At 61.9% G+C, this 12,928-nt stretch carries 12 protein-coding genes; 5 read left to right on the top strand and 7 right to left on the bottom strand.

The window, feature by feature from the left end; genetic code table 11:
* Positions 1 to 249 precede the first annotated feature (249 nt).
* The 4 genes from KZX66_RS06650 (at position 250) to KZX66_RS06665 (ending at position 5,379) form a co-directional block, all read left to right on the top strand.
* Positions 250 to 2,022, top strand: coding sequence for an N-acetylglutaminylglutamine amidotransferase (locus tag KZX66_RS06650; protein WP_248077773.1), 1,773 nt, complete (start codon positions 250 to 252; stop codon positions 2,020 to 2,022).
* Between the two features lie 3 nt (positions 2,023 to 2,025).
* Positions 2,026 to 3,771 carry an N-acetylglutaminylglutamine synthetase gene (gene ngg / locus KZX66_RS06655; protein WP_248077774.1) on the top strand — a complete coding sequence of 582 codons (1,746 nt, stop codon included), beginning with the start codon at positions 2,026 to 2,028 and terminating at the stop codon, positions 3,769 to 3,771.
* A gap of 136 nt (positions 3,772 to 3,907) precedes the next feature.
* Positions 3,908 to 5,092 (top strand): osmoprotectant NAGGN system M42 family peptidase, encoded by a 1,185-nt coding sequence (locus KZX66_RS06660; protein WP_159936516.1) that lies wholly within the window; start codon positions 3,908 to 3,910, stop codon positions 5,090 to 5,092.
* A 59-nt stretch (positions 5,093 to 5,151) separates the two neighbouring features.
* Positions 5,152 to 5,379, top strand: coding sequence for a YheU family protein (locus KZX66_RS06665; RefSeq protein ID WP_003236706.1), 228 nt, complete (start codon positions 5,152 to 5,154; stop codon positions 5,377 to 5,379).
* On the opposite strand, the gene KZX66_RS06670 is transcribed toward KZX66_RS06665, so the two are convergent.
* Together KZX66_RS06670 and KZX66_RS06675 are read right to left on the bottom strand one after the other, a co-directional pair.
* A complete protein-coding gene (locus KZX66_RS06670; protein WP_248077775.1) occupies positions 5,380 to 5,577 on the bottom strand; it encodes a carbon storage regulator in 198 nt (65 codons plus the stop codon). It abuts the gene before it with no gap.
* A gap of 127 nt (positions 5,578 to 5,704) precedes the next feature.
* On the bottom strand, positions 5,705 to 6,520 hold the full coding sequence (locus KZX66_RS06675; RefSeq protein WP_248077777.1) for an SDR family oxidoreductase: 816 nt from the start codon (positions 6,518 to 6,520) through the stop codon (positions 5,705 to 5,707).
* Between the two features lie 328 nt (positions 6,521 to 6,848).
* Between KZX66_RS06675 and KZX66_RS06680 the strand changes: the two genes are divergently transcribed.
* Positions 6,849 to 7,001: a DUF3309 family protein gene (locus tag KZX66_RS06680; protein WP_010208879.1), complete on the top strand. Its 153-nt coding sequence runs from the start codon at positions 6,849 to 6,851 to the stop codon at positions 6,999 to 7,001.
* Positions 7,002 to 7,056: 55 nt separating this feature from the next.
* Here the strand turns inward: KZX66_RS06680 and KZX66_RS06685 are convergent, their stop codons facing one another.
* The 5 genes from KZX66_RS06685 to KZX66_RS06705 form a co-directional block, all read right to left on the bottom strand.
* Positions 7,057 to 9,144 carry an LTA synthase family protein gene (locus tag KZX66_RS06685; protein ID WP_248077779.1) on the bottom strand — a complete coding sequence of 696 codons (2,088 nt, stop codon included), beginning with the start codon at positions 9,142 to 9,144 and terminating at the stop codon, positions 7,057 to 7,059.
* Positions 9,145 to 9,462: 318 nt separating this feature from the next.
* Positions 9,463 to 9,654 (bottom strand): PLDc N-terminal domain-containing protein, encoded by a 192-nt coding sequence (locus KZX66_RS06690; RefSeq protein ID WP_003172956.1) that lies wholly within the window; start codon positions 9,652 to 9,654, stop codon positions 9,463 to 9,465.
* 67 nt (positions 9,655 to 9,721) lie between these two features.
* The gene (locus tag KZX66_RS06695; protein ID WP_248077782.1) at positions 9,722 to 10,252 is read right to left on the bottom strand and encodes a hypothetical protein; all 531 of its coding nucleotides are present in this window, start codon (positions 10,250 to 10,252) and stop codon (positions 9,722 to 9,724) included.
* A gap of 41 nt (positions 10,253 to 10,293) precedes the next feature.
* Entirely contained in the window at positions 10,294 to 10,809 is a 516-nt protein-coding gene (locus KZX66_RS06700; RefSeq protein ID WP_248077783.1) for an ankyrin repeat domain-containing protein, read from the bottom strand.
* A 94-nt stretch (positions 10,810 to 10,903) separates the two neighbouring features.
* Positions 10,904 to 12,730, bottom strand: a complete 1,827-nt coding sequence (locus KZX66_RS06705) for a long-chain-acyl-CoA synthetase (RefSeq protein WP_248077784.1) — start codon at positions 12,728 to 12,730, stop codon at positions 10,904 to 10,906.
* Positions 12,731 to 12,928: the final 198 nt, after the last annotated feature.

The following is a 12,928-nucleotide window of genomic DNA, read 5'->3' on the forward strand; positions in this document are numbered from 1 at the left end:
GGACTCGTAAAAACCAGACTCCTTACGACGGCGCGCTCTGATCATGCTTTCGCGCCGCAGGGAGCGGGCGCAGATCAGAGCAGTACGTCCGCTCCGAAACAGGGCCGCAGCGCTACTGATGCTGCAACTGAATCCGTTCGTCCGTACCGGTCGAGCTGAACGTATCGGACAGGGTGAACATCGGTACCACAGGCGTACCGACACTCAGCAGTAGCGCCGAGGCCCAGCCAAAACAAGGGCTTTAGCACCATGTGCGGATTAGCTGGCGAGTTACGTTTCGATCATCAACCTGCGGACCTTGCAGCCGTGGAACGCATCACCCATCACCTGGCCCCGCGAGGCCCGGACGCGTGGGGTTTCCATGCTCAGGGGCCGATTGCCCTAGGGCATCGCCGCCTGAAAATCATGGACCTGTCGGACGGCTCCGCCCAACCGATGGTCGATGCCCAACTGGGACTGTCTCTGGCCTTCAACGGCGCCATCTACAACTTCCCGGAACTGCGCCAGGAGCTCGAAGCCCTGGGCTACGCCTTCTATTCCGGCGGCGACACCGAAGTGCTGCTCAAGGGCTATCACGCCTGGGGCGAAGCGTTGCTGCCCAAGCTCAACGGCATGTTCGCCTTCGCCATCTGGGAGCGCGATGCCAAGCGTCTGTTCATCGCCCGCGACCGCCTGGGGGTGAAGCCGCTGTACCTGTCGCGCACCGGCCAGCGCCTGCGCTTTGCCTCGGCGCTGCCGGCGCTGCTCAAGGGTGGTGATATCAACCCGATCCTCGATCCGGTGGCGCTCAACCATTACTTGAACTTCCACGCCGTGGTGCCGGCACCGCGCACCTTGCTGGCGGGTATCGAAAAGCTACCGCCAGCCAGCTGGATGCGCATCGACGCCGACGGCGCCACCGAGCAGAAAACCTGGTGGACCCTGCCCTACGGCCCCCACGACGATGAGAAAAACCTGACCCTGCACGACTGGACCGACCGCGTGCTCGAGAGCACCCGCGAAGCCGTGGCCATCCGCCAACGGGCGGCAGTGGATGTGGGCGTGTTGCTCTCCGGCGGTGTCGACTCGAGCATGCTCGTCGGCCTGCTGCGGGAAGTCGGGGTGCAGGACCTGTCGACCTTCTCGATTGGTTTTGAAGATGCCGGCGGCGAACGCGGTGACGAGTTCCAGTATTCGGATTTGATCGCCAGGCACTACGGCACCCGTCACCACCAACTGCGCATTGCCGAAAGCGAGATCATCGAGCAACTGCCGGCGGCGTTCCGCGCCATGAGCGAACCAATGGTCAGCCACGACTGCATCGCCTTCTACCTGCTGTCGCGGGAAGTGGCCAAGCACTGCAAAGTGGTGCAAAGCGGCCAGGGTGCCGACGAGCTGTTCGCCGGTTACCACTGGTACCCGCAAGTGGATGGCGCCAGCGATCCCTACGCCGCCTACCGCGATGCATTCTTCGACCGCAGCTACGACGATTACGCCGCCACCGTCGCGCCGAAATGGCTGACCGCCAATGACGCCGCCGGCGACTTCGTGCGCGAACACTTCGCAATGCCCGGTGCCGATGCCGCAGTCGACAAGGCGTTGCGCCTGGACAGCACGGTGATGCTGGTGGACGACCCGGTCAAACGCGTCGACAACATGACCATGGCCTGGGGCCTGGAGGCGCGCACGCCTTTCCTGGACTACCGCCTGGTGGAGCTGTCGGCCCGTGTGCCAGGAAAATTCAAGCTCCCCGATGGCGGCAAGCAGGTGCTTAAAGAAGCTGCGCGCAGGGTGATCCCGAGCGAAGTCATCGACCGTAAAAAAGGCTACTTCCCGGTACCCGGCCTCAAGCATTTGCAGGGCGACACCTTGAACTGGGTACGTGACCTGCTGCTGGACCCGAGCCAGGATCGCGGACTGTTCAACCCGGCCATGCTCGACCGCCTGCTGACTGATCCCCAAGGCCAACTGACCCCGCTGCGCGGCTCCAAGCTGTGGCAACTGGCGGCGCTGAACCTATGGCTCAGCGAACAAGGAATCTGATTGATGAAACCCCACGCAGCGGCTTACAGCCAACGCTTGATAAAAGGCCAGGCGCCCACCTACGAGCGCCTGCAGGCCCGACTGGCCGAAGACGGCAGCCCCCTGGCCGCCGAACCGATTGCCGTGCATTGTGGCTGGGGCCGCCTGTTGATCGGGCACACCTTCCCCGACCCCGCGAGCCTGGCCCAGGAACTGCTGCATGAGCAGCCTGGCGAGCGCGACATCGCGCTGTATGTGGCCGCGCCGCAGCAGATTCTCGGCATCGACCCGCAGCAGTTGTTCCTCGACCCGTCCGACACCCTGCGCCTGTGGTTCAGCGACTACCGCCCGGCCACCCGCGTGTTTCGCGGTTTCCGTATTCGCCGGGCGCAAACCGAGGCCGACTGGCTGGCGGTGAACCAGTTGTACCAGGGGCGCGGCATGTTGCCGGTCGACCCCGAACGCCTTACGCCCCGCCATCAAGGCGGCCCGGTGTACTGGCTGGCAGAGGACGAAGACAGCGGCGCGGTAATCGGCAGTGTCATGGGCCTGAACCACCAGAAAGCCTTTCACGACCCGGAAAACGGGTGCAGTTTGTGGTGCCTGGCGGTCGACCCGCAATGCAGTCGCCCCGGCGTCGGCGAAGTGCTGGTGCGCCATTTGGTGGAACACTTTATGAGCCGTGGCCTGAGTTACCTCGACCTCTCGGTGCTGCACGACAACCGCCAGGCCAAGAGCCTCTACGCCAAGCTCGGGTTCCGCGCGCTGACCACCTTTGCGATCAAGCGCAAGAACGGCATCAACCAGCCGCTGTTTCTTGGGCCAGGCCCGGAGGCGGGGTTCAACCCTTATGCACGGATCATCGTTGAAGAAGCCCACCGACGCGGCATCGATGTGCAGGTCGATGACGCCGACGCCGGCCTCTTCACCCTCAGCCACGGCGGGCGCCGCGTGCGCTGCCGTGAGTCGTTGAGTGATCTGACCAGCGCCATCAGCATGACCCTGTGCCAGGACAAGAGCCTGACCCACAAAGTGCTCAAGGCCGCCGGCTTGCAGCTGCCGTCGCAGCAACTGGCAGGCAGCGCCGACGACAACCTGGAGTTCCTCGACGAACACCAGCGCGTGGTGGTCAAGCCGCTGGATGGCGAACAGGGCCAGGGCGTGGCGGTCGACCTGCAGAGTATCGAAGAGGTGCAGCAGGCGATTGAAACCGCGCGCCAGTTCGACAGCCGGGTGCTGCTCGAAAGCTTCCACGAGGGCCTGGATCTGCGCATTCTGGTAATCGGTTTCGAAGTGGTCGCCGCTGCGATTCGCCGCCCTGCCGAAGTGACCGGGGACGGGCAGCATTCCATCCGCGCGCTGATCGAAGCGCAAAGCCGACGCCGTCAGGCCGCAACCGACGGTGAAAGCAAAATCCCGCTGGACGCTGAAACCGAACGCACCCTGGCCGCCGCCGGCTTTGACTACAGCAGCATCCTGCCGCGTGGCCAGACCCTGGCGGTGCGCCGCACGGCCAACCTGCACACCGGTGGCTGCCTGGAAGACGTCACTGCGATCCTGCACCCCACGCTCAAGGATGCCGCCGTGCGGGCCGCACGGGCCCTGGACATTCCCATGGTGGGCCTGGACCTGTTGGTGCCCGCCGCCGATCAACCCGAGTACGTGTTTATCGAAGCCAATGAACGAGCCGGCCTGGCCAATCATGAACCGCAACCGACGGCGGAAAAGTTTGTGGATCTGCTGTTCCCCCACAGTCAGCCGACGGCTTGAGACACAGGCTGCCCGTACCGCCGCTGTCGCGGGCAAGCCCGGCCCTGCAGGTTGATTGCCTTTCCCTGCTGGAGCCGGCTTGCCCACGATGCGGCTGTCACAGGCGCCACCCGCTCACCTGTCATCAGGAGTTTCCATGACCCGAACCATCCCAGAACCGGATCTCAATTACCTGCAAAAGGTGCTGCTGGAAATGCTCGCCATTCCCAGCCCCACCGGCTTTACCGACACCATCGTGCGCTACGTCGCCGAACGCCTGGAAGAGCTGGGCATCCCGTTTGAAATGACCCGGCGCGGCACTATTCGCGCCACGCTCAAGGGCCAGAAAAATAGCCCTGACCGCGCAGTCTCAGCCCACCTCGACACCATCGGCGCCGCCGTACGCGCGATCAAGGACAACGGTCGCCTGACCCTCGCGCCGGTGGGTTGCTGGTCGAGCCGCTTTGCCGAAGGCAGCCGCGTCAGCCTGTTCACCGACAACGGTGTGATCCGTGGCAGCGTGTTGCCGCTGATGGCCTCCGGGCACGCATTCAACACGGCGGTGGATGAAATGCCGGTGAGTTGGGACCATGTGGAACTGCGCCTGGACGCCTACTGCGCGACCCGCGCCGATTGCGATTCGCTGGGCATCAGCGTCGGCGACTACGTGGCCTTCGACCCCTTGCCCGAGTTCACCGAGAGCGGGCATATCAGCGCGCGCCACTTGGACGACAAGGCCGGCGTCGCCGCCCTGCTCGCCGCGCTCAAGGCCATTGTCGACAGTGGCGAGCCGCTGCTGATCGACTGCCACCCGCTGTTCACCATTACCGAGGAAACCGGCAGCGGGGCCGCGGCCGCATTGCCGTGGGACGTGAGTGAGTTCGTCGGCATCGATATCGCCCCGGTCGCGCCGGGCCAGCATTCCAGCGAGCACGCGGTAAGCGTGGCCATGCAGGATTCCGGCGGCCCCTACGACTATCATTTGTCGCGCCATCTGCTGCGTCTGGCCGCGGACAATGACCTGCCGGTGCGCCGCGACCTGTTCCGCTATTACTTCAGTGACGCGCATTCGGCGGTCACCGCCGGCCACGACATCCGCACCGCGTTGCTGGCGTTTGGCTGCGATGCGACCCACGGCTACGAACGGACCCATATCGACAGCCTGGCCGCCCTGAGCCGCTTGCTGGGCGCGTATATCCTCAGCCCACCGGTGTTCGCCAGCGACGCGCAGCCGGCCCAGGGTTCGCTGGACCGTTTCAGTCATCAGTTGGAACATGAGACGCAGATGGAGAGCGACACACGGGTGCCGTCGGTGGACAGCCTGGTCGGTCAGAAGTCCTGAGACTGGTCACACGGGTCCCGGCGCAGTAGCATCGCCGGGACTTAATACCTGAGGCTTGTATGCTGATTCCCTACGACGCACTTGAAGTCGACACCCTGACGCGCCTGATCGAGGATTTCGTCACCCGTGACGGCACCGACAATGGCGACGACACGCCCCTGGAAACCCGCGTACTGCGCGTGCGCCAGGCGCTGACCAAGGGCCAGGCGCTGATCGTGTTCGACCCCGACAGCGAGCAATGCCAGTTGATGCTCAAGCACGACGTGCCCAAGCACCTGTTCGACTGACTAGGGGTTACTGTCCGGTTGCGTTGACGTGAGCGAGCGCTTGAGAAGCGTGCGGTGCGCCTCGTCGCGGCGCACGTGCCCTCCGGCAGGCGCCTGAACGCCGACCTTCACGTGATGACCGTTCACTTCGAGGATGTGCACGGCAATGTCATCGCCAATGCAGATGACTTCGCCTACGGCGCGGCTTAAAACCAACATGGCGTGTGTCCTTTTGCAGTAACAGGACCTCGACCATGCGCGCTCAGCAGATTTGCAGCAATGGCTTGCGGTCAAATCAGGCGCGACCTACATAACAAGGTAATTTGCCTGACAGACCGCGCCTTATTCAGCCTTTAACAGCCTGCGCCTTGGCGCGCATTTTGTCGGCCATGGTGGTCATTTCGTTGTAGAGCAACTGCGGGTTCTTCTGTTTCAAGGCCCACGCCATCCGCCCCTGCTCGTGGGGCAAAATCATGAACTCCCCCTCCGCCACACGCTGATAGATGTAATCGGCAATGTCCGCCGCCGAGATCGGCGAGCTTTCAAGCAACTTGCCCACCTGCGCCTTCATGGCCGGCGTTGGCCCACGGAACGAGTCCAACAGGTTGGTCTGGAAGAACGACGGGCACACCACGTGCACGCCCACCTCCTGTTGCTTGAGTTCCACCAGCAGGCTCTCCGACAGCGCCACCACACCGGCCTTGGCCACGTTGTAGTTGCTCATGGCCGGCCCCTGCATCAACGCGGCCATGGAGGCGATGTTGATGATGCGGCCCTTGCTCTTTTCAAGCAGGGGCAGGAAGGCTTTGCAGCCCTTGACCACGCCCATCAGGTTGATTGCGATCTGCCAGTCCCAATCCTCGAGGGACAGCTCGGCGAAAAAGCCACCGGACGCCACCCCCGCGTTATTGACGATCACGTCGATGCCGCCCAACTTGACCTCGCAGGCCTGGGCAAACGCGGTGAGCTGGCTGTAGTCACGCACATCGCAGCGCTGGATAAAGCCATCGCCACCGGCCTCGCGCACCTGCTTGAGGGTTTCCTGCAGGCCCGGCTCGCTGACATCCGACAAGGCCAACTGCCAGCCCTCACGGGCCCAGCGCAGAGCGATTTCACGACCCAGGCCGGACCCGGCGCCAGTGATCATCATGCGATTTTGCATAGGAAGTAGCCTTGTGGTTCACAGAAGAAGTGATCGGCAGTGTAGCGAAGGTTTTTCCCGCACCCACGCACCATCAGGCTGATGAATGCCCCAGGCAAACCGCGGGCCCGGTCGGATGTCGGCGGCGTGGCTAAGTTCAATGTTTTTCAACTAAGCGATGCTTTTAGTGCACGCGTTAAAAGAAATAACCCACGCAGCGAAATGCTTTAAAAAAACTTGGAATTTTCTGTGAAGCGCACGAGTCGGAGTTGTTAAGGCGTTCGTAACAAGATGTGCGAGCGTGTCGTTAATGACCGGTCTTTATAGAAGGCCAATAAGGAAAAAAACCATGAGCCTCATTCTGATCATTATCCTGATCCTCCTGCTGGTCGGTGGTCTGCCAGTGTTCCCTCACTCCCGCAGCTGGGGTTATGGCCCGTCGGGTATCCTGGGTGTTGTGCTGGTGGTGCTGCTGGTGCTGTTGCTGCTCGGCAAGATATAAAACGCAGACAAAAAAAAGAGGCCTTTTCGAAGGCCTCTTTTTTATTGCGCGTCAGTTAGTCCGGCTTACCGTCGACGACACCGGCGGTGTTGTCCAGCAAGCTTTTGGTGGCGGTCTGCAAGAACGACTCAAGCTTTTGCTTGAGGGCCGCCTCGTCCGGCGATTCAGGAATGACTTTACCGCTCGGCTCCGCGCCCAGTTGGTATGCCCACAACTTCGGCGGCATCTCCTTGGGCAGTACCAGAATACGGTCGCCCGTGACCAGAGCCACGGTCTGATCGCTGCCCGATGGTTTGATCACGCCGAAGCCTTTGTCGCCTTCCGGCAGGTTAAGCAAGTCACGTCCCCAGCACTGGTGCAGGGTGTCGCCACCCAGGCGGCCCATGATGGTCGGCACGATGTCGATCTGCGTGCCCACGGTATGGTCACGCTCGCCGAACTTCTCCTGCATGCCCGGTGCGATCATCAGCATCGGCACGTTGAAGCGGCCCAGGTCCATTTCGGTGATCTGCTGTTCGTTGCCGAAACCGTGGTCGCCCACAATCACAAACAGGGTCTCCTTGAAGTACGGCTCCTTGCGGGCCTTTTCAAAGAACTGGCCCAGGGCCCAGTCGGAGTAGCGCATGGCCGTCAAATGCTCGTTGAGGCTGCCACGGTCGGTGACTTTCTCGACCGGCAACGGGGTCGGCAATGCATACGGCGTGTGGTTGGACAGGGTTTGCAGCAGCGCATAGAACGGCTTGCCGCCTTCGCGCGCCTTGAGCTCTTCCAGGCCACGGTTGAACATGTCCTGGTCGGACACGCCCCACGTCGGGTCGGAGAACACCGGGTTGACGAAGTCGTTGCGGCCGATGAAGTCGGTCATGCCCTGGTTGCTGAAGAAGCCCGACTGGTTGTCCCAGGCAAAGTCGCCGTTATAGACATACACGTCGTTGAAATCACGGGCGCTGAGCAGTTGCGGCAGGCCTGACAGCTTGTGGCTGCCTTCCGGGGTCTGCATCAGGTATTCGAAGCCTGGCAGGTTCGGGAAGCACGCCATGGTGGCGAACATGCCCTGGTGGGTGTGGGTGCCGTTGGAGAAGAAGCGGTCGAACAGCAGGCCTTCCTTGGACAATTTGTCGAAGTACGGCGTGATGTTACCCGGACGGCCCAATGCGCCCACCGAGTGACCAGCGAAACTTTCCATCAGGATGACCACCACGTTCTTGATCGGCAGGGTCTTCTCGGCCGGTGGCATGTAGTCACGGCGTACGGCCGCGCTGTCGGTGTCGACCAGTTTCTCTTGCGGCAGCACCAGCATGTCGCGCACGGTCTGAGTCGCCAGCGGCTGGTCCAGGGTGGCCTTCCACACGTTGGAACGGTCTTCACCGAAGCGCGCCTTGGCCGCGGCGATCAACGACAAGGTGCCATTGAGGCCCAGTTGGTTGGCGAAGTTGGAATCGGTGGTATACACGTCACCCCAGCGCAGCGGCGGACCCTGGCGCAGGGTGCCGCGCGCGGCGACCACAGCGATCAACAGGCAGACCACGAACACCGCAATGCGTGAATACCATGGCGCCACCTGACGGGTGCCGATGCTGCCGCCGCTGAACGGCCCTCGTGGACGGGTGGCGCGGTCGGCGCCTTTGAACGCCATACTCAGGATCAGCGTACCCACGGCCCAGGCCAACAGGTAGCGCACCACCGGAAAACCGTACCAGAGCATGCTCATCACGGTTTTCGGGTCTTCCTTGACGTACTGGAAGACCAGGCCGTTGAGGCGCTGGTGGAACTCGCGGTAGAAGTCCATCTCCATCAAGCCCAGGAACAAGGCGATGCTGGAGGCGAGCGTCAGCCAGAAACGGAATAAGCCTCGCGCGGCCATGGCGCGCACGCTGAACAGTGCCAGCAGCAACGGAATGAGCAGGTACACCACCAGACGAATATCCAGGCGCAGGCCGTTGGCGAACGCTTCAAGGAAGGTCGAGGCCGGCGTGTCGAGGATCATTTCGCGGTTATAGACCAGCAGCGCCAGGCGCAGCAGGGAGAGCATCACCATCATGACCAGTGCGCAGAGCAGCGTGTACGCCAGATGGGATTTGACGGTCGGTTGCAGCAGGCGATTTGAAGCTCGCTGCTGACTCAGGGCGTCCGGGTTAGCCATGTCGTTTCAGGACCCAATGGAAGTTTAAGTTGCGAAATAATGCAGGGGCGTCCGTCCCTCGCCCAGGCTGGCTGGGGTAGGCGGTTAACGCGGTGGCGCAAATGGTGCCCGATCAAGACCGGCAAGGCTATTAATTACTGAACGTACACCCCTGCCCCGCCTTTAATGGCCTTTGAGATAGAGCCTTGGCAGGCAGATAAAGCCGGCGAATTGTCTTGGATCAGATGTGAAAATTCTGTGCAGCGAATATTTCGACACACAAAATTAAACGGAGGAATGTGCAGGAAGCCCCCGGCCGCGGTGACCGGGGGCGGGCGATCAGATGCGCACGTTACCGCGCGGCCCGGCAATCGCCCAGATGATCAGGCCCAGTACCGGCAGCAGCAGGATCAACAGGATCCACAAGACTTTGGCGCCTGTGCTCGCGCCGCTTTTGAACACGTTGATGATCGCCCAGATATCCAGCGCGAGGATGATCAGGCCGATCAAGCCGTTAAAAGTGGAACCCATGGTGTCGCTCCTAAGTGAGGGCATGCCCTTCTAGGATAGTCAGCGCAGCCAGGGGTTCCGTTTTATTTCAGACGTGCACGGCGATCTTCAGCGCTTCCAGCGACGGCTCGGCCTTGATGCCCACCTCGGCGCACAATTGCAACACGCGCGGCAGGTCGTTGCCGAACACCAGTACGGCCTGGATCTCGTCATCCAATAGCTGGCTGAAGTTGAGCAGCACATAGCCGCCGTCTTCCGGGCTGAGAGCGCTCATCTGGATCTGGATGCGGTTCAACGCCGTGAGGTCTTCGGTCTTGGCCAGTTGCTTGGGCTTGAGGTTGAACGCCACGCCTGGACCAAACGAGGCGACGATCTGCGCAAACAAGTCGCCATAGGTGTCCGCCTGAAACAGCACGGTGTCCGGCAAGCTCCCCACCACCACCCATTCACCCAGCGGGATCGGGAAGCTGTCGTCGTAGTTGATGTCCGGGTTGGCCGCCAGGAATGCCACAGGATCGGCGTAGGCCTGGGCGGCCTCATCGGCGATGCGCGCCACCTCATCCTCGCCCATGACCCCGGCGCTGATTTTGCTGATAAGTTCGACGAGGGCGGTTTTCATGGGGCGATCCTGTGACGGGCGGGTTTTCGAGGGCGCGTAGCCTACACCAGTTTCTGCAACCGCGCCGCCGTATCCGCCGCGCCCATGGTCAGCGCCGCCGCCAGCGCCGTGGCACCCTGGGCGTCAGTGGCCTTGGGGTTTGCGCCCTGGCCGAGCAGGTAGTCGAGCATCTCGACACGGTTGAACATCGCCGCCATCATCAAGGCCGTGCGGCCATCAGACGATGCCGCCTCCACCGGCGTGCCCCCGTCAATCAGCGCCTTGACCACCTCCAGGTTGCCCTTGAACGCCGCGCCGGCAATCGGCAACTGGTTCTTGTCATTGGCGATGAGTGGGTCGGCCTTGAACTCCAGCAGCACTTTGACCGCCTCGGCGTGACCATGGTAGGCCGCAAGCATCAGCAGAGTGTCGCCATTGTGATTGCGAAAATTGGCCGGCAAGCCTTTGGCCAACAGTGCAGCGAGCATCGCAGCATCACCACGGCGGGCCACATCGAAGACTTGCTCGGCAAATTCGGCGGCTTCGTCTTCGGTCATTTGTTTAGGCTGGTCGGACATGTGGGGCTCCTTTTCGAATACTGAATAGGCGTCAGTGTCGCGACGGAGTTCCCACCTGTCATGGCTTTTTTGTCAAAAGCGCCCATAGGCATAATCAATAACGGAACTGACCCCCCTGGATCTGCGCAAGCAATTGCACGGTTACCGGCACGTAGCTGTCCGAGCCCGGCAGCCAGGCATACACCGGGTCATTGCCCGCCCTGGCCGGGTCAAACGCTTCCTCCTTGAGCTTGACCTTCTGGTACTTGAAGGTGCCAGTCGTCTCCATCTTGACCTTGATTCTCAAAAACAGTGGCACCGCATACGCCGGCAACTGGCCGTGGGCAAACTGCAGCAGCTCGCGCATATCCAAGGCGGCCAGCGACTCGCTCGGCGTGATGGCGACCATGCCCGCGCGGCCGTTAGTATTTTCGATCTCCACGCCATAGGCCACCACTTCAGCGATCTGAGGGTGTTGCAGCAGCACGTTCTCGACTTCGGTGGTGGACACGTTTTCGCCCTTCCAGCGATAGGTATCCCCCAGACGATCGACGAATTGCGCATGACCGAAGCCAATGCTGCGCAACAAGTCGCCGGTATTGAAGTAGCGGTCGCCTTTTTCGAAGACGTCCGTGAGCACCACGTTGCGGTTCTTTTCCGGGTCGGTGTAACCGTCGAACGGTGACTTATCGTCGATGCGCGCCAGCAACAGCCCCTGTCCGCCCGTGGGCACTTTGCGCATAAAGCCATCGCCGCCCCGCAGCGGTTCACCGCTGTCATGGGCGTAGTCCACCAGCGCCCACTGTTGCAGGCAAAAGCCGATGGTGTTGTCGAAATTCAATACATTGGTAAAGCCGATATTGCCGTCGCTGGCCGCGTACAACTCGCAAATATGCTCGACGCCATACCGCGCCTTGAACTGTGCCCACACGCCTGGACGCAAGCCATTGCCAACCATCTTGGTCACGCGGTTGTCGCGGTCGTTTTCGCTGAGCGGCTGGTCCAGCAGGTAACGGCACAGCTCGCCGACATAACCGAGGGTGGTCGCGTTGAATTTACGCGCATCCTCCCAGAACTGACTGGCGCTGAACTTGCGGCGGATGGCGAAGCCTGACGCGCCGACAATCGCCGAGCCCCAGCACACGCAGAGCCCGGTGGCGTGGTAGAGCGGCAACGTGCAATACATGACGTCGTCCGGGCCCATGTCCAGGGCAATGCTGCCGAAGCTGACGGCGGTTTTGGTCCAGCGCCCATGTTTCATGATGCCGGCCTTGGGCAGGCCAGTGGTGCCAGAGGTGTAGATATAGAAGCAGGGGTCGTTGGAGAACACCTGCGCAGTGCTGGCCGGGTTGTCCGCGGGGCACTCGGCGCTGGTCGCCAGCAGGTCGATGTAGCGCTCCGGCACCGTGCCCGATGCTTGGTCAGCAACGAACCAGGTCCTTTGCCGAGGAATCTGAACCTGATCACGCACCGCGTCAAAGGCCGTCACCAGCTCTGCCCCCACCACAATCGCCACCGGGCTCACCAGGTTCAGGCTGTGCACCAGCGCCGCCTGGGTTTGCGCGGTGTTGAGCATCGCGCAGATGCCACCCAGCTTGGCCACGGCCAATACGGTCAAGAGCAATTCGGGGCGGTTTTCGATAAACAGTGCCACCACATCCGCCTTGCCGATGCCCTGAGCGTGCAGGTGATGGGCAATACGGTTGGCGCGCGCGTTGGCTTCGCGGTAGCTGAGCACGCTGTCGCCGTACAGCAGGGCATCGCCTTCAGGGTTGCGCTGGGCTGCTTGCTCAAAGTGCCAGCCCAACCCGCAGGGCTGCGCAGGGTCGGTGACGTTGGCGGCACGCATGCCGCGTACCACCCGAGGCAAGGCGCGCACGATGGCGGGCACCTTACGCAGCAGCTTGCTCCAGGTGATCATGTCGTTCTGCGGATGGCTCATTGGAACGTCCTTTTTCTTATTCTTTGTATGATCCAGAAACGCCGGCATTCGTAGGCAGGAGGCCAAATGCCTTGCAGGAAAATACGTCAGCCGTTCTTCAGCTGTACACGCAGGATTTGAAATGTTTTGTATCCCGGCACGCCGGCGATCAAAAAAGGAATTTTGCCGCGTAATGGCAGTCTTTATGGATGACGGTAC

Source organism: Pseudomonas sp. EYE_354 (assembly GCF_023148575.1).
Lineage (GTDB): Bacteria > Pseudomonadota > Gammaproteobacteria > Pseudomonadales > Pseudomonadaceae > Aquipseudomonas.